The 24,870-nt window shown below is 43.9% G+C and carries 24 protein-coding genes; all 24 read left to right on the top strand.

The genetic code is table 11. From position 1 onward, the window contains the following. Nucleotides 1-381 precede the first annotated feature (381 nt). The 24 genes from VF06_RS09720 (at nt 382) to devC (ending at nt 24,848) form a co-directional block, all read left to right on the top strand. On the top strand, nt 382-1,062 hold the full coding sequence (locus VF06_RS09720) for a DUF305 domain-containing protein (protein WP_099068819.1): 681 nt from the start codon (nt 382-384) through the stop codon (nt 1,060-1,062). Between the two features lie 124 nt (nt 1,063-1,186). Continuing rightward, nucleotides 1,187-1,336: a hypothetical protein gene (locus tag VF06_RS40525; protein WP_180267231.1), complete on the top strand. Its 150-nt coding sequence runs from the start codon at nt 1,187-1,189 to the stop codon at nt 1,334-1,336. Next, on the top strand, nt 1,333-1,728 hold the full coding sequence (locus VF06_RS09715; RefSeq protein WP_257208119.1) for a DsrE family protein: 396 nt from the start codon (nt 1,333-1,335) through the stop codon (nt 1,726-1,728). Before VF06_RS40525 ends, VF06_RS09715 begins: the two co-directional genes overlap by 4 nt. Before the next feature lie 13 nt (nt 1,729-1,741). Further along, the gene (locus VF06_RS41985; protein WP_099084427.1) at nt 1,742-1,933 is read left to right on the top strand and encodes a YHS domain-containing protein; all 192 of its coding nucleotides are present in this window, start codon (nt 1,742-1,744) and stop codon (nt 1,931-1,933) included. A 45-nt stretch (nt 1,934-1,978) separates the two neighbouring features. After that, nucleotides 1,979-4,165, top strand: coding sequence for a heavy metal translocating P-type ATPase (locus VF06_RS09710; protein WP_099084428.1), 2,187 nt, complete (start codon nt 1,979-1,981; stop codon nt 4,163-4,165). Nucleotides 4,166-4,186: 21 nt separating this feature from the next. Further along, nucleotides 4,187-4,447, top strand: coding sequence for a hypothetical protein (locus tag VF06_RS39075; RefSeq protein ID WP_143861655.1), 261 nt, complete (start codon nt 4,187-4,189; stop codon nt 4,445-4,447). 44 nt (nt 4,448-4,491) lie between these two features. Continuing rightward, nucleotides 4,492-4,725 carry a DUF2933 domain-containing protein gene (locus VF06_RS09705; protein ID WP_099068818.1) on the top strand — a complete coding sequence of 78 codons (234 nt, stop codon included), beginning with the start codon at nt 4,492-4,494 and terminating at the stop codon, nt 4,723-4,725. Nucleotides 4,726-4,778: 53 nt separating this feature from the next. Then, complete coding sequence (locus VF06_RS09700; RefSeq protein WP_099068817.1) at nt 4,779-5,444, top strand: methyltransferase family protein; 666 nt, start codon at nt 4,779-4,781, stop codon at nt 5,442-5,444. 135 nt (nt 5,445-5,579) lie between these two features. Continuing rightward, nucleotides 5,580-5,894, top strand: coding sequence for a DUF5676 family membrane protein (locus VF06_RS09695; RefSeq protein ID WP_099068816.1), 315 nt, complete (start codon nt 5,580-5,582; stop codon nt 5,892-5,894). Between the two features lie 192 nt (nt 5,895-6,086). Further along, complete coding sequence (locus tag VF06_RS09690; RefSeq protein WP_099068815.1) at nt 6,087-6,599, top strand: DUF1269 domain-containing protein; 513 nt, start codon at nt 6,087-6,089, stop codon at nt 6,597-6,599. Between the two features lie 178 nt (nt 6,600-6,777). After that, the gene (gene glgP, locus VF06_RS09685) at nt 6,778-8,637 is read left to right on the top strand and encodes an alpha-glucan family phosphorylase (protein WP_099068814.1); all 1,860 of its coding nucleotides are present in this window, start codon (nt 6,778-6,780) and stop codon (nt 8,635-8,637) included. A 28-nt stretch (nt 8,638-8,665) separates the two neighbouring features. Beyond that, the gene (locus VF06_RS09680; RefSeq protein WP_099068842.1) at nt 8,666-9,193 is read left to right on the top strand and encodes a universal stress protein; all 528 of its coding nucleotides are present in this window, start codon (nt 8,666-8,668) and stop codon (nt 9,191-9,193) included. Nucleotides 9,194-9,203: 10 nt separating this feature from the next. Continuing rightward, a complete protein-coding gene (locus tag VF06_RS09675) occupies nt 9,204-11,240 on the top strand; it encodes a heavy metal translocating P-type ATPase (protein WP_099068813.1) in 2,037 nt (678 codons plus the stop codon). A 144-nt stretch (nt 11,241-11,384) separates the two neighbouring features. Beyond that, nucleotides 11,385-13,766, top strand: a complete 2,382-nt coding sequence (locus VF06_RS09670) for a phosphoketolase family protein (RefSeq protein ID WP_099068812.1) — start codon at nt 11,385-11,387, stop codon at nt 13,764-13,766. 37 nt (nt 13,767-13,803) lie between these two features. Further along, nucleotides 13,804-13,974: a hypothetical protein gene (locus tag VF06_RS40520; RefSeq protein WP_180267230.1), complete on the top strand. Its 171-nt coding sequence runs from the start codon at nt 13,804-13,806 to the stop codon at nt 13,972-13,974. A 216-nt stretch (nt 13,975-14,190) separates the two neighbouring features. Beyond that, a complete protein-coding gene (locus VF06_RS09665) occupies nt 14,191-15,780 on the top strand; it encodes a phytoene desaturase family protein (RefSeq protein WP_099068811.1) in 1,590 nt (529 codons plus the stop codon). Between the two features lie 45 nt (nt 15,781-15,825). Beyond that, the gene (locus VF06_RS09660; RefSeq protein WP_099068810.1) at nt 15,826-17,043 is read left to right on the top strand and encodes an FAD-dependent oxidoreductase; all 1,218 of its coding nucleotides are present in this window, start codon (nt 15,826-15,828) and stop codon (nt 17,041-17,043) included. Nucleotides 17,044-17,097: 54 nt separating this feature from the next. After that, complete coding sequence (locus tag VF06_RS40515) at nt 17,098-17,241, top strand: hypothetical protein (RefSeq protein WP_180267229.1); 144 nt, start codon at nt 17,098-17,100, stop codon at nt 17,239-17,241. A 57-nt stretch (nt 17,242-17,298) separates the two neighbouring features. Beyond that, entirely contained in the window at nt 17,299-18,567 is a 1,269-nt protein-coding gene (locus VF06_RS09655; RefSeq protein WP_218963784.1) for an MFS transporter, read from the top strand. A 267-nt stretch (nt 18,568-18,834) separates the two neighbouring features. Then, nucleotides 18,835-21,357, top strand: a complete 2,523-nt coding sequence (mgtA, locus tag VF06_RS09650; protein ID WP_099068809.1) for a magnesium-translocating P-type ATPase — start codon at nt 18,835-18,837, stop codon at nt 21,355-21,357. A gap of 97 nt (nt 21,358-21,454) precedes the next feature. After that, nucleotides 21,455-21,871, top strand: a complete 417-nt coding sequence (locus tag VF06_RS09645) for a MerR family transcriptional regulator (RefSeq protein WP_099068808.1) — start codon at nt 21,455-21,457, stop codon at nt 21,869-21,871. Nucleotides 21,872-21,971: 100 nt separating this feature from the next. Beyond that, nucleotides 21,972-22,448, top strand: coding sequence for a hypothetical protein (locus VF06_RS09640; RefSeq protein ID WP_099068807.1), 477 nt, complete (start codon nt 21,972-21,974; stop codon nt 22,446-22,448). A gap of 52 nt (nt 22,449-22,500) precedes the next feature. After that, entirely contained in the window at nt 22,501-23,697 is a 1,197-nt protein-coding gene (locus tag VF06_RS09635; protein WP_099068806.1) for an ABC exporter membrane fusion protein, read from the top strand. Further along, the gene (gene devC, locus VF06_RS09630) at nt 23,694-24,848 is read left to right on the top strand and encodes an ABC transporter permease DevC (protein ID WP_099068805.1); all 1,155 of its coding nucleotides are present in this window, start codon (nt 23,694-23,696) and stop codon (nt 24,846-24,848) included. The genes VF06_RS09635 and devC overlap by 4 nt, the downstream gene beginning before the upstream one ends. The last annotated feature ends 22 nt before the right edge of the window (nt 24,849-24,870 follow it).

Raw genomic sequence — 24,870 nt, 5'->3', positions numbered from 1 at the left:
AAGTTATAAGCTCCGATTTGATTAATAACTCAAAACAAGCCCAGCCTTTCAGGTAAACTTTTGTTACTATATCTCGACTCTCTATCTGAGTGGAGACTTGAAAATTAGAATCGAGAATTATTTAGATTAATTAGGAGGAATAAAACAAAACTAAAATTAAAGATGACATCAGACTAAAAAATATTAGCTATAAAAAATTAGCTGATAATAATTGATTTTCATCATCACTTTCTACCAATAGCTAGGAGGTAAAATCTTGTATTATATTCGCTTCAATTAATTATTTTTGACAGACTTACTTTTTCCTCACAAGTTCTTCACAAATTACAATTAATATCATCAATATAAATCAAGTTATTCATTCTTTAAAGAGGTGAATTTATGAATAACAGAACTCTGATTTATAGTTTAATAGGTCTATTAACCAGTAGTACGCTTGCAGGATTATTAATCACAAATAAAACGCAAGCTCAAGCTCCAAATTCACAACATAATACTCATCACCCAGCTAGTAAAACTACGCCTTCCCAACGAGGGATGATGACTGAAGTTGACCAGCATTTCATCGAAATGATGATTCCCCATCATCAAAAAGCAGTAGAAATGGCGGATCTGGCTTTAACCCTTGCTAAACATCCAGAAATTAAGAAACTGGCTCTTGCCATTAAAACTGACCAAAACCGCGAAATTAAACAAATGCGAACTTGGTATAAGGCATGGTACGGCAAAGATGTGCCTGCTGTTGCAATGAATAACGGCACAATGATGGGTATGGGGCAGAACAGGGGCCAAGGTATGAACCAAGGCATGATGCAAATGTCAATGCACCCTGGCATGAGAGGCATGGACGTAGATTTGGGAGCCTTGAAAAATGCTCAAAATTTTGACCTGGAATTTATCAGCCAAATGATTCCTCATCACCAAATGGCGGTGATGATGGCGCAGATGGTTGCTAACAGCGCCACTAAACCAGAAATTCGCAATTTGGCTCAGTCCATCATTAAAACCCAAACTGCTGAGATTGGGCAGATGCGGCAATGGTATCAAGCCTGGAATCTATAGGTTTCTTCCTTTTGCTAGATGAGCAAGACTTACACACAGATACGATACGAAAAAACAGGTTTCTGGACAATGACCAATCGTTGAAACTTACCTGGTTTATGCGTAAGTTCAAAGGAGGCGAACCATGAGTCAGAAAAGGATAATTTTAGGTATCTTGGCTATGACTAATGGGGCGATCGCTGCATTAGTTCTCGTAAATAGCATACAGCCTCAATCGTGGCAGTCATCAAAACATCCAGATCCCTACCTCCATATTGGAAGAACAGCTCAATGATGCTGCATCACAAAATAGCAGCAAGGAAGGTGTCGATGAAAGTGATTGTTTCTGTAAGTTTTGGTACAGATGACCCAACTCGCGCCACGCTGGGAATGCTAGTAGCTAAAGTTGCTGTCGATCAAGGTCATGAAGTGGTGGTATGGCTTCAAGGTGAAGGCGTAACTATAGCCAACAAAAATATTTACGACAAAATTCAAGGGCTAAATATGCCGCCTATGAAAGCCGTTGTAGAGGCACTGTTATCAGCTTCTATACCCATCTGGGTTTGTGAGGCTTGTGCGAAAGGTCGCAACCTTACTTCCGAAAATTGGATAGAAAACTCCAGTTACAAGACTATGGGCGACTATGTTAGCGCGGCATTGAATATGGATAAAAGTTTGAATTTCTGACAGGAGTTGAATTATGGTCGGAAAATTTTTGGAATGGGTACGTAACCCAACTAGGAAAAGAAATCAAGAAAAAATGGCAGTAGATCCAATCTGCGGTATGACTGTAGAAAAGGCTACAGCGTTGAAGTCCGAGCGAGACGGACAGACTTACTATTTTTGCAGCCCTAGCTGCCAGCGTACCTTTGAGTCATCGCAACCAGAGTGAGGTGCCTGTAAAACATAAAACCAAACACGGGAGCTGATTGTAAAAATGGCTAAATCCCACCAACATACACATCACAGTCATGCACACGCAAGCGCCGTAGCACCAAATCCGGGAGAGATGGCGAAAGACCCCATCTGCGGTATGGTAGTACCTAAAGCCACATCACTCAAGACAGAACGAAGCGGGCGCACCTACTACTTTTGTAGTCAAACTTGCCTAAATACGTTTTTAGATCCTGAAACAGAACTCAAATCTATGCGGAAGCGCGTCACCCTGGCGTTGACGGGGGTGCTGCTTTTGGCAATTCTCAGGGCTGCGGCTTTTCTGGGACTAGCAGCTGGAGTGACTCTTGTGACCTGGGTACCAATTCCTATCTTACCCTGGTTCACTTGGGGCGTATGGTTATTTCTTTTGACTACGCCAGTACAGTTTATTGGTGGGTGGTCATTTTATGTAGGTTCGTGGAATGCTATCCGCACTCGCCACATTAATATGGATTTCCTGATTGCTCTGGGAACCACTGTGGCTTATGTTTACAGCGTAGTAGTAGTATTTTTCCCTAGTATCTTACCTGTGAAAGTAGAGGAGCGCAGTGTTTATTTTGAGGTTTCCGCCATCATCATTGCCTTTGTTTTGTTGGGCAAGTATATGGAAGAAATTATCAAAAAAAATTCATCGGCTGCTGTCCGCAAACTCTTGGATCTAAAACCTGCTACAGCAAGAGTAATCCGGGACGGAATGGAGATGGAAATTCCAGCAGAAACCGTTATGGTTGATGAAACCGTTGTCGTGCGTCCAGGTGAGAAAGTGCCCACAGATGGAGTTGTCCTGGAAGGCTCTTCTTCTGTAGATGAGTCGATGCTAACGGGGGAATCGATACCAGTAGAAAAGGCACCGGGAGCAGAAGTAATTGGCGGTACTTTAAACAAAACAGGACTTTTCCGCTTTCAGGCTACCCGCGTGGGTGCAGAAACGGCACTGGCGCAAATTATCAAGTTTGTAGAAGAAGCTCAAGGTAGCAGCGCCCAAGTTCAAAGACTTGCTGATAAAGTGACTGGTTATTTTGTCCCTGCTGTGGTGTTGATAGCAATTATTGCCTTTATTGGCTGGTTGCTGGCTGGTAATTTTCCCCAAGCGTTGCTGGCATTTATTGCGGTACTGATCATTTCCTGTCCTTGTGCCTTGGGAGTTGCTACGCCAGCTGCCTTAATGGTGGGTGTGGGTAAAGGTGCAGAAAACGGGATCTTGATCCGAGGTGGTGAAGTTTTGGAACGGGCTGAGAAACTCTCCACAGTGATTTTTGATAAAACAGGAACATTAACACGCGGAGAACCCAGCGTTACAGATGTTGTTGCTTTGACAAACCGTCCAGAAGATGAAATTCTCCGGCTAGCAGCTGCCGTAGAAGCGGGTTCGGAGCATCCCTTGGGCGAGGCGATTGTACAGGCTGCCAAAAATCAGATGCTAGACATTCCCAAAGTCAAAAATTTTGAAGCAATTCCCGGACATGGTATTCGAGGAGAAGTGAATAGCGATCGCATTTTACTGGGAAATCGCCGCTTGTTCCAACAACAAGGTTATACCGTTAGTCCAGAAATCGAACGCTTACTGACTCAATTGGAATTAGATGGCAAAACTGCCATGCTGGTTGGCTGCAATGGTCTTTTAATGGGGATAGTTGCAGTAGCAGATACGCTCAAACCTGAAGCTAAGGAAGCAGTCGCGGCGCTACGTCGGGAAAAAGTCAAAGTCGTTTTGCTTACCGGAGATAACCAACGTACTGCTGAAGCGATCGCCCGTCAAGTAGGAATCGATAGGGTAATAGCTGAAGTTTTGCCAGGTGATAAAGCTCAAGTTATCAAAGAAATTCAGCAGCGCGGTGAAGCAGTCGCAATGGTGGGTGATGGGGTAAATGATGCACCCGCACTGGCAACTGCTGATATTGGTATCGCAATCGGTTCTGGTGCAGATGTTGCCAAAGAAACAGGGGGCATCATTTTGGTGAAAAACGATGTACGCGATGTAGTAAAAGCTATCCGCTTGTCTCGCGCCACCATGATCAAGATTAAACAAAATCTGTTCTGGGCTTTTATTTACAACACCATAGGGCTTCCCATTGCAGCTTTCGGTTACTTAAATCCGATTATTGCCGCAGCTGCAATGGCTTTGAGTTCTTTGTCAGTAATTGTCAATTCGTCGCTGTTAAAAGGATTTAAGTTATCTAGCACATAGTCCTAGAAAAGGAGGTTTTTTATGATTCATCAACATAAACATTATTCCTTCCAGTTTGATAACCTGTCTGTCAACCAGGCACTATTTATTATCTTCACTGTTAGTGCTTTTTTACTGGTAGCTGTTTCTCGCTCACCTATAGTTTCTATCTTTCTTTACACCCTGCCACTGGTCTTTATTTTGATGTCTCTTCCTATCTCAATTACGTTTTTTAGAAAAAAGCCAGTAGAAAATAATCTACCCCTAATGTTGCCACCATCTAAAAAGCTGATTTCGCTGTAGAGATAGCCAATTAGGGAATTTAAATTACTACAAATTAAGAAAACATGACCCACCAACATAATCATCAATCTAGCACAAGAACATCAGTTGTAAAAATTGCATTGTTTGTCTTTCTCGCCATCATTGCCTTCTTTCTCATAGCAGAACATTGGGCGCATATACTTGGTCTTCCACCGCTATTCTTACTTCTGGGACTTTGTATAATTATGCACTTATTTATGCATGGGGGACACGGCGGACATGGGGGAGGCGGTGGAGGCAATAACCAATCTCAATAAAGGCAATTGGCACAAAAGAACTAGTACTTCACCACAAGAAAGGAAATTGAATTATGAAAGATATACCTGCCTATGGTCTTTGGTCTTTAGTAATTATTAATTCACTGATATTCATCATTTTTGCCTTCAGCTTCACAAAGCCAAAAAGTCCTCGTGATTGGCGTTCATTTGGTGCTTTTTCCGCCTTTATTATCGCGTTATTTACAGAAATGTATGGGTTTCCATTGACCCTTTACTTACTATCAGGTTGGCTACAAACTCGCTTTCCCAAACTGGATATTTTCTCCCATGATGTCGGACATATCTGGTGGACATTACTAGGTTGGAAAGGTGATCCCCACTTAAACCCAATTCACATTTTAAGTAACGTATTTATTTTTGGTGGACTCATCTATCTTAGCTCTGCCTGGGAAGTCCTTTACAAAGCCCAGCGCAGCCACACACTAGCTACCTCTGGACCTTATACAACGATTCGTCATCCCCAGTATGTGGCTTTTATCCTCATCATGTTTGGATTCTTGCTTCAGTGGCCCACAATCTTAACGTTGTTAATGTTCCCAGTGCTGGTGTGGATGTATACACGGCTAGCACACCAAGAGGAGCGTGATGCACTTGCGGAATTTGGTGATGAGTACCGACGCTATGCTGACAATACACCCGCTTTTTTCCCTCGTTGGGGAAGCAGAAGCGATCGCTCCAAAAAGCATCATGAAATGTGAACCTATAGACACCTGAAAGTCTTTGCAATCCCATCAGCCAACTTAGAACACTGCTATTACTTAACTAGCCATGAAGACGCAGTTAATCATAACCGATTCAAATTTTCAAACCATCAAATTAATAGGAGGTTGATTATGGTATCGCACACTCATGATCGGGAAAATCATCATCTTAGCAGGAACTCTTTTACTAAATTAAGAACGCGATCGCTCTCTCTTGCTACAGCTATAATCACAGGCGCAGTTTACTCAATCTGTATTCTATTTATTGCCTTAGCACCAAAAGCAGCAATGGCTTTTTTCAGCTACATTCTCCATGCGGACTTGAGCAATATTGCCCGAACAGTTACCTGGGGAAGCTTTATTGCTGGTCTTCTATTTTGGTCTATAGGAACAGCTTTATATGCTGCTTTGATAGCTCGCCTCTACAACAGCTTTGCAGCTAGGTAAGAAGTCCAATATGCATGAAAAATCTTGCAGTTACGAAGTAAAAGATTTTTTAACTTTTGACTTCAGAAGGCGTGACTTCAGAGTAGACGTGCATAGCGCGGCTTCTCGCAGAGTAGCGGTGCTAGTATTTTTCTAATTTTTTGCAACATACCAAATTGAACAATTAAAACCCAATTTACACAGGAGAAAACTATGAGCGATTTAATTGTTATTGGCTTCAAAGATGAGTTTAAAGCAGATGAGGTTCTGATTGATCTAAGAAAACTGGAACTAGAGTATCTTATTGACCTAGAAGATGCCGCTATTGTTGTTAGAAATAAAGAAGGCAAAGTCAAGATTAAACAAACCCAAGAACTTGTAACTTCTGGTGCATTAACTGGAGGTTTTTGGGGACTGCTTCTTGGTTTGATATTCTTCCACCCAATGTTGGCTCTCTTTGGTGCGGCTGCTGGCGCAATTTCGGGAGCGCTTACTGATATTGGCATTGACGATAACTTTATTCGAGAACTTGGTAACACAATAGAGCCGGGAACATCTGCTTTATTTATACTTGTGAAAAAGTCTACTCCAGACAAAGTGTTAGACGATTTGAGCAAATTTGATGGTAAAGTTTTACGAACTTCACTATCAAAAGAAGATGAAGCAAAACTACAGGCAGCTTTAACAAAACTTGAAGCCAAAGAAGAGTTTGTTGACAAGATTTAATTTCCATAACTAACTGCAAAAATTTTTATCCTACCCTACGGTTGATGCTATCACCTATGCCAGTAGGGTAGGGAGAAATTCTAGGAATATTAAGTTGATAACAATGTGGCTTTAGACTCGAAAAAACTAAGGATTGGGCATCACAAGGGTTAATAACTATCAAAATAAAAGAAAACCTATGAACCCTATTTTAAAAGACCCAGTTTGTGGCATGACTGTTCAACCAGGCAGAGAAATCACTGCCTTTTACCAGGAGCAAAAAATTCACTTCTGCTCCGAATTCTGTCGAAACAAATTTTTTCAGCATCCAGAGTTATATATCACCACATTAACTACCACTAGTTACGACGAAGCCAAAGAAAATCGGCGGGTTGCCTATTTCTCGATGGAGGTGGCTGTTGGTTCTGCTATGCCAACTTACAGTGGCGGTTTAGGTATACTGGCTGGTGACACTTTGAAATCCTTTGCCGATTTGCGAATACCTGCGGTTGGGGTAAGTCTACTCTATCGCAAAGGTTACTTTCACCAAAAGTTGGATGAGTGGGGAGGACAGCAGGAATTTCCTATTTTGTGGAGTCCCGAACATTTCCTGCACCTTTTGTCTGAAACTGTTCAGGTCGAAATTGAACAGAGAACTGTACAAGTTCGAGCTTGGCAATATGACATTGTTGGCTTAAGTGACTACAACGTCCCTTTAATTTTGCTAGATACTAATGTTGAGCAAAATACTAATTATGACCGTACTTTAACTGATGTTCTCTATGGCGGAGATGAGCGATATCGGCTAGCCCAGGAAATTCTGCTGGGAATTGGTGGTGTCAGAATGCTCAACGTCCTCGGTTACAGAGAAATTGAAAGATTCCATATGAACGAAGGACACGCCAGTTTGCTGGTTTTGGAATTGCTAAAAGAACGAAACGGGATAAATACAGAAGCATGGAATTTTAGCAGTATCAGAAATCAATGCGTCTTTACTACTCATACCCCTGTTCCAGCAGGGCACGACCAGTTTGACTACGGTTTAGTGCAGTATAGTTTGGGGCAAATAGTGCCGTTTGATGTACTGCAAATGTTGGGGGGACGCGATCGCCTCAACATGACTATGCTAGGACTAAACTTGAGCCACTATGTCAACGGTGTTGCCAAGCGGCACGAAGAAGTTTCGCAAGAAATGTTCCCTGGCTACCCCATCCATCACATTACAAATGGTGTTCACTCATGGACATGGACTTGTGACAGCTTTAGAACCCTCTACAACCAATATATTCCTGGCTGGAGTAACGACCCATCGATGCTACGGCACGCCATCAGTATTCCCCAAAAGGAGATTTGGTCAGCCCATTTGGCGGCTAAAGCACATCTTTTAGCTCACATTCAGGAACAAACTCATCTTTCGTTATCTGCGGATACCCTGACAATTGGGTTTGCTCGCAGGGCAACACCTTACAAACGAGCAGATTTAGTCTTCTCAGACATCAATCAACTGCTAGAGATTAGCCAAAAAGTCGGTTCTTTACAGTTTATCTTTGCTGGTAAGGCGCACCCTAAAGATTATTCTGGCAAAGAGTTAATTCGACGGATATTTGAAATTTCCCACCAATTACAGAAGCAGATACCTGTAGTTTTTTTAGAAAATTATGACATGGAGCTATCCAGACTGATTGTGTCTGGCGTGGATCTCTGGCTCAATACGCCACAGCGACCTTTAGAAGCTTCTGGAACATCGGGTATGAAGGCAGCACATAACGGCGTTCCTAGTTTCAGCATACTCGATGGTTGGTGGATTGAGGGGCATATCGAAGGAGTGACTGGCTGGTCTATTGGTTCTAGAGAACCTGAGTTTTCTGGTTCAGACATTCTCAACCGACAGGATGCAGAGGACTTATATCAGAAGTTGAAAAACGTAATTGCTCCGATGTTTTATCAGGAACGCGAGCGGTGGGTGGATGTAATGCGATATGCGATCGCACTAAATGCCTCATTTTTTAATACTCATCGCATGGTACAGCAGTATGTCACGAATGCTTATTTACCCTGAAGGTTTTTCTAAAACTCAGGAGATTTTTATGTTTCGTAAGATTCTGGTTGCAATAGATTGTTCTAAATTTAGCAAGCGTGTTTTTGAAGAAGCACTTGCCCAAGCAAAAGCTAACGCAGCAAGCCTTATGGTGTTACACATTTTATCTCCAGATGAAGAGGATTGTCCAGATACCTCTGGACTTTTAAACACCTATTATTACGCGGGAACAAACAGCGAAGCTGCTCAACACTGCCAAAAAATGTGGGAGGAATTTTCCCAGAAGGGTTTGAAGATGGTAAGGGCGCACGCTGCCGAAGCAATAGCCGCTGGAGTGAACGCAGAATATTCTCAAAAACTAGGCAATCCTGGTCGAACTATTTGTGATGTCGCTCGTACTTGGGAGGCTGACTTAATTGTCATCGGGCGGCGGGGTCATTCCGGTTTGAGTGAGTTATTTCTGGGGAGTGTCAGTAATTACGTACTTCATTATGCTCCTTGTTCTGTCCTAACTATTCAGAAAGCTCTAGAGACTGCGGGGTACACAACGCGACCATTGGATAAGCAGTTCAATTGAGGATTAACTTATGCAACACGAACAAGGGCATCATGGACACGATTCACACAGAGCTTCCACTTCCCCCAGTAAACATGAGAGGCACGATAAACACGCTGGACATAACCCGGAGATATTTAAGCGACGCTTCTTTATCTGTCTTGTGCTGACGCTACCCGTTCTTTACTACGATCCAGCTTTTCAGGGTTGGTTTGGCTATGAAGCAGTGCAGTTTCCAGGTTCAAACTGGGTGGGGTCTTTCCTAAGTATCATAATTTACTTTTACGGCGGTTGGGTCTTCCTCAAAGGAGCTTGGTACGAACTTCGGAGCAAAGTTGGGATGATGACCCTGATAGCTCTGGCGATTACCGTTGCTTTCGTTTACAGTCTGGCAATCACTTTTTTGAGATTAGGGGGACAGTCGTTCTATTGGGAACTGGTCACTCTGGTGGATATTATGTTGCTGGGTCACTGGATTGAAATGGCATCGGTGCAGGGAGCCAGTCGTGCTTTGGAACACCTGGCAAACCTTGTACCAGATATTGCTCATCGCCTGGTGCAGGGGCGGATTGAGGATGTACCCGTAGGAGAGTTGCAACAAGGCGACCTGATTCTCATCCGCCCTGGAGAACAGATTCCTATTGACGGGGAGGTAGAGGAAGGAGCTTCTAGCGTCAATGAAGCATTTCTCACCGGAGAGTCGCGTCCGGTTACGAAGCAATTTGGGGATGAGGTGGTTGCAGGTGCTGTCAATGCAGAAGGAGCCTTAACCGTCAAGGTAACACGCACGGGAGAGCAGACAACTCTGAACCAGATTATGCGCTTGGTGGAAGAAGCCCAATCGTCGCGCAGCCGCTTTCAGGCGCTGGCGGATCAGATTGCCTACTGGCTAACCTTGATTGCTATTGGAGTAGGAACACTGACGTTTGTTGTCTGGTTTGGGTTGAATGCTGGATTAGTGTTCGCTATTGAACGAGCCGTTACAGTGCTTGTAATTGCCTGTCCCCATGCTCTCGGTTTGGCAATTCCACTAGTAATTGTTAACGCCACTGGCTTATCTGCAAAGCATGGAATTTTGGTGCGACGGCGAGAAGCCTTTGAGCGTGCCCGGAAAATTAAAGCGATCGCTTTTGACAAAACCGGAACCCTCACTGAAGGTCGGTTTGGGGTACAGCGGATTTATACCGAAGGTATGGATGAGCTAGAAGCACTCTCTATTGCTGCTGCCCTAGAAGCTTTGTCAGAACACCCTTTGGCTCAAGCAGTGGTGCAAGAAGCCGAAATCCGTCAATTGTCTTTGCCAAAAGCGAGAGATTTCCAAGCTGTTGCAGGCAAAGGGGTTGAAGGTAGTGTCAATGGCAAACGCTATCGAGTTGGGCGACCGGAATGGGCGCAGGAGTTGAATCTGGCTTTTTCTGCCAAGTTGCAAACGGGTTTAGAAAATATTGAGTCTCGTGGCGAGAGTGCGATCGCCCTGTTAGATGATGAGCGTTTGATTGCTCTGTTTGGACTGGCAGACAAAGTACGAGAACAGGCACGTACCGCAGTACAGCGACTCCAAGAAATGCAGGTTCAGGTAGTTATGATTACTGGAGATGCTGAAGCAGTCGCAAAAACTGTTGCAGAGGATTTGGGTATCGACCGTTACTATGCCCGCGTCCTACCGCAGGACAAAGCTGCGATTGTCCGCAAATTAAAAGCATCACAGCCTACAGCATTTGTTGGCGACGGTATAAATGATGCACCTGCTTTGTTTGAGTCAGATTTAGGACTCGCTATTGGAGCAGGCACTAATGTAGCAATTGAGTCTGCTGATTTAGTACTGATTAAGAGTAATCCTTTAGACGCTGCCTATGCCTTAAAACTATCAAAAGCGACCTACGATAAAATGCTTCAGAACCTTCTTTGGGCAACGGGTTACAACGTTATTGGTATTCCCCTAGCAGCTGGTGTTGCCTATCCTTTAGGTATCTTGCTTCCTCCAGCTTTAGCAGCAGTGTTCATGAGTGTTTCTACTGTGGTTGTATCTATTAATGCAATGTTGCTGCGACGAGTGCAGTTAAGTTAGGCATAGTTTGGGACTTGTAGCGCAAAGTTTTAGGAAAGTTTGCAATCTCGAAATGTCCCAATTGCTAATCATCAAAGACAAAAAGGATAACGCTTCCGAAGTAAAAACTTAATTTTTACCTCCTTTTTATAAAGATTCAGAACTATGACAACAACAATTTCCATACAGTCAAAACCCCTAAGCGCAGAAGAATTGCGTAAAATAAATGCCTACTGGTGTGCAGCTAACTACCTTTCTGTTGGGCAAATATATTTACTCGATAATCCCCTGCTGAAAGAACCACTGAAGCTAGAACAAGTCAAACCGCGACTCTTGGGTCACTGGGGAACAACTCCTGGTCTAAACTTTGTCTACGTTCACCTCAATCGAGTTATCAAAAAATATGACCTAAACATGATTTATATTGCAGGCCCCGGTCACGGTGGCCCCGGACTGGTAGCAAATACATACTTGGAAGGGACTTACAGCGAATATTACCCCAACATTTCTCAAGATGCTGAGGGCATGAAAAAACTTTTCAAACAGTTTTCCTTTCCTGGTGGTATCCCCAGCCATGTTGCACCAGAAACTCCCGGTTCAATCCACGAAGGCGGTGAATTGGGTTATGCCCTTTCCCACGCCTATGGTGCTGCTTTTGACAATCATGACTTGATAGTTGCTTGTGTTGTAGGTGATGGCGAAGCAGAAACCGCGGCCTTAGCTTCTAGCTGGCATTCCAACAAGTTTCTTAACCCAGTGCATGATGGTGTAGTACTGCCAATCCTCCACCTTAATGGCTATAAAATTGCCAATCCGACCGTACTGGCGCGGATAAGCCACAGAGAGTTGGAAAGTTTGTTTGTCGGTTATGGCTACAAGCCTTATTTTGTTGAAGGTTCCGAACCGGAAACTATGCATCAACAGATGGCAGCAACACTCGATATCGTTATCCAGGAAATTCACGAAATTCAAGAAGACGCACGGAAAAACGGTTTTCAACAGCGTCCCCAATGGCCCATGATTATTTTAAAATCTCCCAAAGGTTGGACGGGGCCAAAGGAAGTTGATGGGAAAAAGACTGAAGATTACTGGCGATCGCATCAAGTTCCTTTTGGGGAATTAGCTAGCAAACCGGAACACCTGAAACTTCTTGAAGAGTGGATGCAAAGTTACAAGCCTCAAGAACTATTCGACGAAAATGGCAAGCTGCATCCGGAATTAGCGGAACTCGCACCTCAAGGACACCAACGTATGGGCGATAATCCCCATGCCAACGGTGGTATCTTGCTGCGCGACCTCAAAATACCTGAGTTCCAAGATTATGCCGTTGATGTATCCAAACCGGGGACTAATATTGCTGAAGCTACCAAGGTGATGGGCAAGTTTCTCCGAGATGTAATGCGAGAGAACTTACAAAGCCGGAATTTTCGCATTTTTGGACCCGACGAAACCGAGTCCAATCGTTTAGGTGCAGCATTGGAAGCCACAGATAGGGCTTGGGTTGCTGAAATACTCCCTGAAGACGAACACCTATCACCCAACGGGCGGGTGATGGAAATTCTGAGTGAAACTACTTGCCAAGGTTGGTTAGAAGGCTATCTGCTTACAGGCCGTCACGGTTTCTTTTCCTGCTACGAGGCGTTTATCCACATCATTGACTCCATGTTTAATCAGCACGCCAAGTGGCTGAAAACAACTCATCACATCCCTTGGCGCAGACAAATTGCCTCACTTAATTACCTCCTTACCTCCCACGTGTGGCGACAAGACCATAATGGTTTTTCACACCAAGACCCCGGTTTTATCGACCATGTAGTTAACAAGAAAGCTGAAGTAATTCGGGTGTATTTGCCCCCTGATACTAACACCTTATTATCGGTGACAGACCACTGCCTGAAAAGTCGTAATTATGTCAACGTGATTGTCGCTGGTAAACAGCCTGCATTACAGTACCTTGATATCGACGCTGCTATCAAGCATTGTACTAAAGGTATCGGCATCTGGGAGTGGGCCAGCAATGACCAAAGTACCGAACCAGACGTAGTTATGGCTTGCGCGGGGGATATTCCTACCTTAGAGACCTTGGCAGCAGTTGATATTATGCGTCAGCACTTCCCTGAGTTAAAAATACGGGTAGTAAATGTGGTTGACTTGATGAAACTACAGCCACAAATCGAGCATCCGCACGGTTTATCTGATAAAGATTTTGACACAATCTTCACTAGCGACAAGCCTATTATCTTTGCTTATCACGGCTATCCTTGGCTAATTCATCGTCTTACCTATCGTCGAACGAACCATAAAAATCTCCATGTTCGAGGTTACAAAGAGGAGGGAACTACAACCACTCCCTTTGACATGGTTGTGCTGAACGATTTAGACCGCTTCCATCTGGTCATGGACGTGATTGACCGTGTGCCACAACTCGGATATAAAGCTGCTTATGTCAAGCAAATGTTGCAAGACAAGCTGATAGAACACAAGCACTATATTCAGCAGCATAGTGAGGATATACCTGAAATTAGCAACTGGAAATGGTCTTATTAGTAGAGATTTTCTTTGTTTGATTTCAGGAGGCGTATTTATGCACAAACAAGTTTTTGATACTTCAGATAATCCAGATATCCAAAAAGATAAAAATGCCCAAAATGTAGTCAGCAAAATTATTGGCACATTTCTAATGTTTGCTGCTTGCTTAATGGTTTGCCATTCTCTTGGACTCATTCATATAGCAATAGGACATTTCTCTCTCTAAATTTCCTGCTAGGAGATGTTCAATGAGGTCTTTATTAGCTCAAAGATAAGTCTTTAGAAAGGGTTTTAGATCCCACAAAATCCTGCATCATACATCGAATCAGCAACGCCTAAATTTCAGCCATGCTAAAAACCAGCAGTTCTAAATGCCTTTCAAAGTTTAGGTCTAGTTGAAAAAAACAGCATTTTTTCATTCAATCATCCGAGGAATCATCCTATGAAACCGGATTATCTCATTGTCGGCAGTGGTTTATCAGCATTAGTCTTTGGCGCTTTGATGGCAAACTCTGGCAAGTCTGTGCAAATCCTCGAAGCCCATGAGCATCCAGGAGGCTTTGGACACACGTTTACAATGGCTAAAAAATATACGTTTAATGCCCAACTGCACTATGTTTGGGACTGCGGTGAAGGGCAAACGGTGAATCAGGTACTAAAAAGACTGGGGTTAGATCAGGAGGTGACTTTTGAGCGGTATGACCCAGATGGCTTTGACCATATGCGAATGCCGGGGTATGCGTTGGATATTCCCTCACAACCAGAGGAACTGATTCGACGATTGTCGGCACTGTTTCCTGAACATAGCGATAGCGAAGCGCTGCCGCGTTGGCGAAGCCTCTCCGCAAGGAGAAGCGCGGATCGTATTCGCCAATTCGTCAACGAAGTGGAAAAGACTGGTGCAGGCTTGCAAATACTCGCTCCTCCGATCAAACCGACTGAACTACTGAAACATCCAAATGAGGTGTTCTGTGCTGTCCAGCATCTCAACAGCACACTTCAAGATGTATTTGACAAGTTTCAGCTACCCCAAGCCGCCCAAACCTTATTAGCCCTGCAATGGCCTGATTTTTTGCTGCCTCCCAACCAACTATCGTTCTATGCCTGGGTTGCATTATTTCGAGGCTATCAAGCAGGCGCATTTTACCCAACGCAGCATTTTGAGCGTGTAATTAATTCATTTGTCAAGGTGATTGAATCACACGGGGGGCAGGTGCTACTCAACCATGAAATCACGAATTTTAGAGTCATCGACAAAACGGTCACGGGAGTTGAGGCAATGAATCTCATCACCCATCAAACTCATGAATTTACAGGTGATACCGTGATTTGCAACATTGACCCCAAAAAAGCCGCCAAAATGATTGGGGAGGAAAAGTTTTCCCAAAAATTGCGCCGGAAACTCAACTATGAATATTCGGCATCCAACTTCATGGCTTATTGCGTCGTCAAAAATCTCGACCTGCGCGACTATGGATTTGGTAAATGGAATCTCTCGCATACAGGGCATCAGGATCTGAATGAAGCCTTTGCTCAGATGTATGAACACAATGACTTTTCCAATCCCAGCTTTGCTATTACAACGCCCACTTTATTGACCCAAGCGAGACGGGATTGCCCAGAGGATTGCCAGATTGTCGAATTTCTCACCGTTGCCAATTATGACTACTTCAAGCAATTGCGGGAGACAGACCGCAAAGCCTATAACCAGAAAAAGCAAGAAATCCTAGATTCCATTCTGGATGTCGTGGAAAAACACTATGTACCGAATTTTAGAGAGTACATGGTCTTTCATATCACAGGCAGTCCTACTACCAATGAACGCTTCTGCTGGTGTCCTAACGGGAATTCCTACGGCTCCAGTTTGACTCCGCGCAACATGGGTTTAGGGCGACTGAATCACGAAACTTCACTCAACAATTTCTATTTCTGCAACGCCTCATCCGGCTATCCAGGTTTCGCTCCGACCATTTGGACAGGAGCATTGCTGTATCAACGCTTATCTGGCGATGTGATTTTAGGCAACGGCTAAACAGACGGTCATGCAATATTCAATTCATCAACTTAGGAGTTAGCTATGAGAATTGCGGTTATTGGGGGCGGAGCCAGTGGTATGGCCACAGCTTACCTGCTCGATAAACAAGGGCATCATGTCACCGTGTTTGAACGGCAACCAATGTTAGGGGGACATATTCGGACACTGAACAAAAACGTGAAGCCGAACCGATCTGAGTGCAACGAAATTTTGGAAAGTGGTCCACTCGAATTTCCCACTAAATTTTATAACTTCGTCGCGCTCATGCAAGAGCTAGGAGTGGAACTAGTACCCGTTGATATTGGTTCAGCCTTGTTCCCCAGAACTGGCGATCGCTTTTTATCGGAGGTCGCGATCAAGAAAAACTTCGCAGGCATCCAACGTCTGATCGAATATCTTCGATTCGATACTGTTTATGCCCGTTCTGCTGGATTATGGCTGAAAACGCGATTTGCTGATATGCAGGATTTTTACGACCAGCCACTATCTCTCTATCTGAAAGACCACAGTACTGGCAGCCTCTGGCTCAAGTTGCTGATAATGTATAGCTACTCGATGCCGTTTGACCTCATCGACCATTTTCCCGCAGAATTGGCAATTCCGATGTTACGCGACTACCTCGCGGTCAACTGGCTTAGGGTTGAAGGCGGTGTATATTCTTACATTGAAAAAATTCTGGAACGCTTTAAAGGTGAAGTCTTGCTGAATGTGGAGATTGCCAATATTTTCAGAAGCCCAGATGCCGTGAAAATTGAGAGATTGAACGGCGAAATCCAGGAGTTTGATAAAGTCGTGTTTGCCACGCCACCCGACCAAGTGATGGCGCTGTTAGCTGACCCAACCGATGCGGAAATTAAACGCTTCTCAACTTGGAAAGCCAATTATGCAACTACTACAGTTCATAAAGATACTTCCATGTATGACAACCACGGCATCCGGCATCCCTCGGAATTTGATTTCTTCCAGACAAACACCCAATGGGGATATAACGGTTGCTTGAATCAGCTTTGCGGCATCTCCTCGTCACCACAACATCATTTTCTATCGTTCCAACTGGAAGAGTTAATTGCCAAAGATCGCATTATCCACATTCAGGAACACCACACCCCGCTATATACCACTGAATCTTTTCGATACCGAGATGAAGTGGTTGCCACTAACGGAGAGAACAACACCTACCATGCGGGAGCCTACCTTGGGGATGGCTTGCATGAAGGAGCGATCGCATCTGCTTTGCGAGTCGCTCAACTAATCGGTTAAGCCTTGACTCTATCCAGATTCATAATTGTCAATATCTTCAGAGAAAAGAATGCCATGTTTGGATTGTTATTAGGACTAGCACTGCTCGCGATCGCCGTATTCTGGTTCCAACGGCAACGGCACAGGTACGGAGAACATGGCGGCGATCACCGCAGTGAACGGAGGCACAAGCATAGCGGTCGTGGCGGTTGCCATTAGTCTGCAACTCTAATTGAACCTTGATTCAGGAGTAGAACATTTCATCCAGTGCATCTCTTGAAATTAGGCGTTTTTCACATTACTCTGCCAGAATTCACAATGCATAAAAATCTGCTCCTGATTCTTGTCTGTCTGTTTATTGTCATGATTGGTTTTGGCATAACACTGCCTGTACTGCCCTTTTATGCTGAACGACTGCATATTACAGGCAGTACTAATCGTCAGATAATGGCAATTCACATCAGCTTGCTGACAAGTATCTATGCCCTGATGCAGTTAATTTTTGCACCCTTTTGGGGAAGCTGGTCAGATCGAGTTGGCAGAAGACCGTTAGTGTTACTTGGTCTGGCAGGTGCTGCCATCACGCAAGTGCTATTTGGGATCGTGAATTCCTTGTGGATGCTTTACGCAGTGCGAGCGATCGGGGGATTGTTAACGTCAGCCATGCTGCCAGTGGCAACTGCCTATGTTGCTGATATCACCACTGAGCGCGATCGCAATCAGGGCATGGCATGGCTCGGTACGGCAGTGAGCCTGGGTGTAGTTGCTGGTCCAACATTGGGCGGTCTTGCTACTCGTCGAGAACTCCACTTTGCCATCAGCTATCAGCATTTTAGAATCGATGGGTTTTCTCTACCTTTTTTTACTGCCGCCGTGTTAGCGGGGATTGCCCTGTTGATAGCGCTGCGCTGGTTGCCAGAGTCTTTGCATCCCCAGTTAGCTCCAGCTTCACGTCGTCCACAATTAACTAGTGCTCAGGGTTTAAGTAACCGTCCACTACGGCGACTTCTCGCACTGACAATTGCAGGTCAATTTGGTCTGGCAATCTTTGAGGCAACGTTTGCACTTTATGCTCAGGAAACACTGAAGTACGGACCAGTTGAAATTGGCATTGCCTTTATGGTGTGTGGGCTGGTCATGTCGGTATTTCAAGTGATCGCCGTTAGCTACCTGTCTAAGTACATCAGTGCAATTTTCCAGGTTGCCCTGGGCTTCAGCTGGATGGGAATTGGGATTACCCTGCTGTTAATTACGCGAACAATGCCTTTGGTTCTGGGTGCAATTGGCTTATTGTCATTCGGCATGGCACTCGTTTCTCCCAATCTCACAGCGCTGATTGCCGACCAGGGTGGCGTGCACCAAGGCGCAGTATTGGGATTACAAAATTCGGCGAGTAGCCTGGGTCAGGTCGGTGGTCCTCTGTTTGGCGGTGTCTTATTTGGATGGCAAGCAGAGTCACCCTACCTGATTGCCGGAGTCTTTCTACTTGGGCTGGGTCTGGCAGTTGGCTGGCAAGAGAAAAGTAGACGGCGATTGTCTAATTGAGTTCATCAAGAAACCTCGTTACTGGGTACTTTTATTAGCAATTAATATTAGAATTGCTACTATTTTTACCAAAGTCTCAACAATTTCACTGTACTGCTACTGCCACCTTTGCATCAACTGCCTTGCCAACCGTTGCAATAGTTAAGAAAGTAACGTTTTTATTACCTCAAAGACTTTTTGCCACACAACTCTATATACCTCTTTAAATACCCACCGCATAGTTCATCAGTATTTTACTAATACTTATTTGCCTTAAAGGCTAATTCTATGAACCAGCCCTCACTACCGTTTTGGAGTATCCCTAATGCCAAATTGCTTGAAGAACTACAAACCACACAGCAGGGATTAACAGATAAAGAAGCCAAGCTGCGACTGACGCGCTATGGCTTCAATCTCTTGAAGCCCAAACGGAAATTAGATGCTTTTATGCTTCTCGTGGCTCAATTCCAAAGTCCAGTCATTCTCATCTTGATATTTGCTGCTGGTTTGTCGTTCTTCGTCCATGACCATACAGACGGTTTGATTATCTTGGCAATTGTTTTTGTCAGTGGACTACTGGGTTTCTGGCAGGAGTGGGGAGCTGCTGATGCTGTTGAGAAGCTGCTGGCAATTGTCCAAGCTAAAGTAGTGGTGCGGCGAAATAACAATACCCAGACTGTTTCTCCAGAAGAAATTGTTCCTGGAGATGTTTTTGTTCTCACCGCAGGAGGAACGATTCCAGGGGATTGCATAATTTTAAAATCCAAAGACCTCTTTGTTGATGAGGCAGCGTTAACCGGAGAAACCTACCCAGTTGCTAAAATAACTGGTGTGTTGCCATCAGAGACACCTCTTAGTCAGCGAACTAATGTGCTTTTTATGGGTACTCATATAGTTAGTGGACAAGGGGAAGCACTAGTAGTACACACAGGCAAACATACGGAATTTGGTAAAGTCTCGGAGCGATTGCAACTCAGACCACCAGAGACTGACTTTGAACATGGTATTCGGCGATTTGGCTACTTTCTCTTAGAAGTCACCTTGATACTGGTGATTGCCATTTTTGCAATTAACGTCTACCTAGCACGCCCAGTTTTAGAAGCTTTTCTCTTTGCATTAGCTTTAGCAGTTGGGTTGACCCCGCAGTTACTGCCAGCAATTATCAGTGTTAACCTCGCTCACGGTGCTAAACGCATGGCTAGGCAGAAGGTCATTGTCAAACGCCTTGCCTCTATTGAAAACTTTGGCAGCATGAATGTCCTGTGTTCCGATAAAACTGGCACTTTAACTGAAGGAGTCGTCCACATCCACGCTGCCCTTGATACTACTGGGAATGAGAACGAAGCGGTACTTTTTTATGCTTACCTTAATGCTTTCTATGAAACTGGTTATGTGAACCCGATTGATGAAGCTATCCGTAGTCATCGCCAATTTGAACTATTGGGTTATCAAAAATTAGATGAGATTCCCTATGATTTCATCCGCAAGCGATTGAGTATCTTGGTTGCGAAAGATAGCAACCATTTGCTAGTCACCAAAGGCGCACTGAAAGATGTACTGGCGGTATGTTCAAAAGCACAAATGACAGATGGGGCGATCGCCGACATTAATACAGTGCAAGAATTACTCCAGCAGCACTATGAAGATTTTAGTAGGCAAGGTTTTCGCACTCTAGGAATTGCCTTACGGGATATTGGCTCTGCTTCCTGCATTACTAAAGATCAAGAAACTGAGATGACTTTTCTGGGCTTCCTGCTCCTTGCCGATCCGCCTAAACCTGGCATTATCGACACTATCCGCAATTTGGAGTACACAGGTGTTTCCTTAAAAATTATTACGGGTGACAACCAAAAAGTTGCTGCCAACATTGGTCAACAGATGGGATTTGCAAATCCAACGATACTTACTGGCTCAGACCTGCATCAGATTAGTGATGAAGCACTGTTAAAAAGAGTCAATGAGGTTAATGTGTTTGCTGAGGTTGAGCCAAACCAAAAAGAACGTATTATTTTGGCTTTAAAAAAAGCTGGTAACGTGGTTGGTTACCTGGGAGATGGAATCAACGATGCTTCAGCCTTGCATGTCGCCGATGTTGGAATCTCAGTAAATAGTGCAGTAGATGTAGCAAAAGAGGCAGCCGATATTGTGTTGCTAGAAAAAGACTTGGATGTATTGGTGCAGGGTGTACAGGAAGGACGAATAACCTTTGCAAACACACTCAAGTATGTTTTTATGGCAACCAGCGCTAATTTTGGCAATATGTTTAGCATGGCAGGAGCCTCTCTATTTTTACCATTTCTGCCACTATTACCCAAGCAAATTTTACTGACCAATTTGCTAACAGATTTTCCGGAGATGACCATTGCTACTGACACCGTAGACCGAGATATGGTTAGCAAACCACGGCGCTGGGATATTCAGTTTATTCGGAATTTCATGCTCGTTTTTGGCTTGATTAGTTCGGTGTTTGACTTCCTTACCTTTGGGACACTGCTGTTCATTCTGCGTGCTACACCCGATGAATTTAGAACAGGTTGGTTTATGGAATCGGTAATTTCTGCTTCGCTAATTGTATTAGTAATCCGCTCTCGTAAGCCTTTTTTCAAAAGTCAACCAGGTAAATATTTATTGATTGCTACACTGCTAGTTGTGGGCATTACCCTCATCTTTCCCTTCACACCCTTAGCCAAACCATTTGGTTTTCAACCTTTGACTCTTTCCTTTGTTTTTTGGTTGGGAGCAATCGTTATTGCCTATGTTGCAACAGCCGACAAGGTGAAGCAAATTTTTTACCAGCGAGTAAAGTTTTAATCCTACTCTATGTTATCTTTCTCCAGCCTCCATCTTTCAGAAATTTTGAATATTTTTCTAGTCCACTTATTCTCTAGTTTTACCTCAAGATTGGACTATGGTTACTCAGAAGCAAGGTCTATTTTTTATTGGTCAAATAGCAGTTGAAAGTGGTATACCCATTAAAACAATTCGCTATTATGAAGAACTGGGTTTGCTGAAATGCTCAGGACGGACGAGGGGAGGATTTCGCTTATTTTCACCTGAAGTACTCGACCGTTTGGCTTTCATCAAACGCGCTCAGAAACTTGGTCTCAGCCTGCAAGAAATCAGAGAATTTCTCCAGATATGCGACGAGGAATGTTTTTCTAGTGAAGAAATCACAAATAAACTGAAAGATACTATTTTGGAAATTGACCCTCAAATTCAACAATTACGACGTTTAAAAACTGAGTTGAAACAGTTAATTCCTGGAGTGCAGATTTTAGATAAAACTGATTGTAGAATTTGTGCCAACATCCCTGAGAAAAGTTAAGCAACATAGCAATCTTTTTTCTACCCATCCCTCGACTGAGGAATGCATTCGCCGATTAGAGGCGATGGCAGGAAATTTCTAGCAGGATGAAGCAGTAATTATGATAAGCAAGTCTTTCTCTAAATGGGTGATTCGTATTTTGGCTGCACCAGAAACAAATTTATTTCTGTTTGCTTTTCTTCTCAATTTTGTTTATGAAGTTTGGCAAGCTCCGTACTACGAATTTTATGGAGCGCCTTCTTTAGCAGACAAAATCAAAGACCTGACTCATTGTACTTTCGGTGATGGTGTGATTACCCTGATAAGCGGTTGGATTGTAAGCGCTTTGGCTCGTTCCCGTTACTGGATACTGAACCCTGGCTGGCAGTTAACTTTAAGTTTTACTTGCATAGGCTGGTTCATTACCTTAGTCATAGAAACTTACCGAGTTAACATTACCAAGACCTATGGTGTTCCGGTGTTAGCTGTAACTATTCTTGGCATGAGTTGGCTAGCTGTATTTCAGTGGATAACTTTGCCGCCGTTGGTGCTTTATTTAGCTCGCCGTCATCTACTGGGCTATCGAGAGGAACGATAGAAATAGCAGGAGTGCTGGTTACTTAAAATCAACTTTGTTGGAGATTTTAGTTATGGATGTACCGTCAAAAACACCGCAAATCAAACGCTCTAAACGATGGGTGCTTCTGTTAGCAATTGCTGTTGGAATTGCTACTATTTCTACCACAATCTACATAATTTCACGGTATCGCCGACTGCCTTCCACCTCTGCACCAACTCCCTCGCCAACTGTTGCAATAGCTAGGAAGGTAACAGCCCTGGGACGTTTAGAACCCAAGGGAGAAGCCGTTCACGCAGCTACAACTGGTTCTCTAGAAGGAACTCGGATTCTCCGAATTCTGGTCAAAGAGGGGGACAAAGTTCGGGTTGGGCAAATCCTTGCCATCCTTGATACACGCGATCGCCGTTTGGCTGCTTTGAAAGAAGCGACCGAACAAGTCAAAGTTGCTCAAGCTCGTTTGGCACAGGTAAAAGCCGGAGCCAAAGCCGGAGAAATTAATGCTCAAAAGGCAACAATTGTGCGAATGGAAGCTGAGTTACAGGGTAATGTGAAAGCTCAGTCAGCAACGGTAGAACGAATGGAAGCTGAGCTACGTAATGCTGAAACAGAGTATAAACGCTACCAGCAACTTTATCAAGAGGGTGCAGTTTCAGCATCCACGCTTGACAGCAAGCGTTTAGCTGTCGAGACTGCCCAGAAAAAACTGGATGAAGGTAGGGTAACGCTCAAGCGGATTCAGGAATCAGTGCAAGCACAACTAAACGAAGCCAAAGCTAACCTCAATCGGATTGCAGAAGTCCGTCCCACTGATGTGCAAGCGGTGCAAGCAGAAGTGGATAAGGCGATTGCTGCTGTTGGACAAGCAAAAGCAGACTTGGAACTATCATACGTGCGATCGCCAAGAGACGGTCGAATTTTGAAAATTCATGCCCGTCCTGGGGAAGTGGTCAGCAACCAAGGAGAAGGAATTCTCAAACTTGGTCAAACCGACCAAATGTATGCAGTAGCGGAGGTGTATGAAACTGACATTAGTAAAGTTCGTCTTGGACAACGTGCCACGATTACCAGTGATGCGTTTCCAGCAAAATTACAAGGTACGGTAGACCAAATTGGCTGGGAAGTAGGTAAAAAAGACGTTCTTAGTACCGATCCCGCAGCCGCCACAGATGTCAGAGTCGTCGAAGTAAAAATTGGTCTGGACTCTGCTTCTAGTCAGCGAGTTACTGGCTTAACCAACCTGCAAGTAACTGTGGAGATTGAGCCATGAACCGCAAATTATTTCTAGCTTGGTTGCAACTCTCCAGGGAAAGAGCTAGACTCCTAGTTGCTTTGGCAGGGATTGCCTTTGCGGTTATTCTCATGTTCATGCAGCTAGGATTTCAGGCGGCGTTGTTTGAAAGTGCAACCCGCGTGCATCAAAGTCTCAACGCAGATGTGGTGCTAATTAATCCTCGTTCCCGTGCGTTGATGAGTATGAACAATTTCTCCAGACGGCGTTTGTATCAGGCTCTAGGTTTTGATGGCGTAGAGTCTATTAATTCAGTGTATGTAGGTTTAGGAACCTGGAAAAGTCCGGAAAGTCAGCGCGATCGCGCCATCTTAGTTTTGGGAATTGACCCAACTAAGACAACTCTACACATTACAGAAATAAATCAAAACCTGGATAAGCTAAAACTTGACGATGTTGCCATCCTCGACCGGGTTTCTCGACCTGAATTTCAGCCGTTCATTGCAGAAGTTGCTCAAGGTAAAGTCATCACCCCTGAAATCAGTGGTAGAAAAATTAAAGTCGTAGGCTTGTTTACAGTTGGTTCGTCTTTTGGTTCTGATGCACTGTTAATTACCAGTGAAGTTAATTTTTTGCGTATTTTCAAAACCCGTGAAGCTGGAGAAATTAATGTTGGTTTAATCAAACTTAAGCCTAATACAAATATTGAGAGAATTACTCAGGCAATCAAAACTAATTTACCACAAGATATCCAGGTGCTAACTCACGATAAATTTGTGGAATTTGAGAAAACCTACTGGCAAAAAAATACAGCTATCGGTTTTGTTTTTACACTAGGAACCATTATGGGATTTATTGTCGGAAGTGTGATTGTTTATCAAGTTCTTTATACCAATGTCTCCGACCACTTGGCTGAATATGCAACGCTAAAAGCAATGGGATATAAGGATACCTACCTGTTATTAATGGTGTTTCAAGAAGCTCTGATTCTGGGAGTTTTAGGTTATATACCCGGATTTGCAATCACACTAGGTCTATACGATTTAACCAAACAAGCCACCAGTTTACCGATGGCAATGGATATTGTACGAAGTTTGATGGTTTTAATATTGACAATTGTTATGTGCTTTATTTCTGGTGCAATTGCAGTTCGGAAATTGCAAGCTGCCGATCCTGCTGATATTTTTTAGCCTTGATAACTCTAAATCCCAA

The sequence above is a fragment of the Nostoc linckia z4 genome, from assembly GCF_002608075.1.
In the GTDB taxonomy this organism is placed as follows: domain Bacteria; phylum Cyanobacteriota; class Cyanobacteriia; order Cyanobacteriales; family Nostocaceae; genus Nostoc; species Nostoc linckia.
This window is presented reverse-complemented; position numbering and strand designations above follow the sequence as displayed.

Bases quoted from the DNA above. Each gene is read 5' to 3' on its own strand.
- VF06_RS09720 (WP_099068819.1), top strand. From the start codon at position 382: ATGAATAACAGAACTCTGATTTATAGTTTAATAGGTCTATTAACCAGT.
- VF06_RS40525 (WP_180267231.1), top strand. From the start codon at position 1,187: ATGAGTCAGAAAAGGATAATTTTAGGTATCTTGGCTATGACTAATGGG.
- VF06_RS09715 (WP_257208119.1), top strand. From the start codon at position 1,333: ATGATGCTGCATCACAAAATAGCAGCAAGGAAGGTGTCGATGAAAGTG.
- VF06_RS41985 (WP_099084427.1), top strand. From the start codon at position 1,742: ATGGTCGGAAAATTTTTGGAATGGGTACGTAACCCAACTAGGAAAAGA.
- VF06_RS09710 (WP_099084428.1), top strand. From the start codon at position 1,979: ATGGCTAAATCCCACCAACATACACATCACAGTCATGCACACGCAAGC.
- VF06_RS39075 (WP_143861655.1), top strand. From the start codon at position 4,187: ATGATTCATCAACATAAACATTATTCCTTCCAGTTTGATAACCTGTCT.
- VF06_RS09705 (WP_099068818.1), top strand. From the start codon at position 4,492: ATGACCCACCAACATAATCATCAATCTAGCACAAGAACATCAGTTGTA.
- VF06_RS09700 (WP_099068817.1), top strand. From the start codon at position 4,779: ATGAAAGATATACCTGCCTATGGTCTTTGGTCTTTAGTAATTATTAAT.
- VF06_RS09695 (WP_099068816.1), top strand. From the start codon at position 5,580: ATGGTATCGCACACTCATGATCGGGAAAATCATCATCTTAGCAGGAAC.
- VF06_RS09690 (WP_099068815.1), top strand. From the start codon at position 6,087: ATGAGCGATTTAATTGTTATTGGCTTCAAAGATGAGTTTAAAGCAGAT.
- glgP (WP_099068814.1), top strand. From the start codon at position 6,778: ATGAACCCTATTTTAAAAGACCCAGTTTGTGGCATGACTGTTCAACCA.
- VF06_RS09680 (WP_099068842.1), top strand. From the start codon at position 8,666: ATGTTTCGTAAGATTCTGGTTGCAATAGATTGTTCTAAATTTAGCAAG.
- VF06_RS09675 (WP_099068813.1), top strand. From the start codon at position 9,204: ATGCAACACGAACAAGGGCATCATGGACACGATTCACACAGAGCTTCC.
- VF06_RS09670 (WP_099068812.1), top strand. From the start codon at position 11,385: ATGACAACAACAATTTCCATACAGTCAAAACCCCTAAGCGCAGAAGAA.
- VF06_RS40520 (WP_180267230.1), top strand. From the start codon at position 13,804: ATGCACAAACAAGTTTTTGATACTTCAGATAATCCAGATATCCAAAAA.
- VF06_RS09665 (WP_099068811.1), top strand. From the start codon at position 14,191: ATGAAACCGGATTATCTCATTGTCGGCAGTGGTTTATCAGCATTAGTC.
- VF06_RS09660 (WP_099068810.1), top strand. From the start codon at position 15,826: ATGAGAATTGCGGTTATTGGGGGCGGAGCCAGTGGTATGGCCACAGCT.
- VF06_RS40515 (WP_180267229.1), top strand. From the start codon at position 17,098: ATGTTTGGATTGTTATTAGGACTAGCACTGCTCGCGATCGCCGTATTC.
- mgtA (WP_099068809.1), top strand. From the start codon at position 18,835: ATGAACCAGCCCTCACTACCGTTTTGGAGTATCCCTAATGCCAAATTG.
- VF06_RS09645 (WP_099068808.1), top strand. From the start codon at position 21,455: ATGGTTACTCAGAAGCAAGGTCTATTTTTTATTGGTCAAATAGCAGTT.
- VF06_RS09640 (WP_099068807.1), top strand. From the start codon at position 21,972: ATGATAAGCAAGTCTTTCTCTAAATGGGTGATTCGTATTTTGGCTGCA.
- VF06_RS09635 (WP_099068806.1), top strand. From the start codon at position 22,501: ATGGATGTACCGTCAAAAACACCGCAAATCAAACGCTCTAAACGATGG.
- devC (WP_099068805.1), top strand. From the start codon at position 23,694: ATGAACCGCAAATTATTTCTAGCTTGGTTGCAACTCTCCAGGGAAAGA.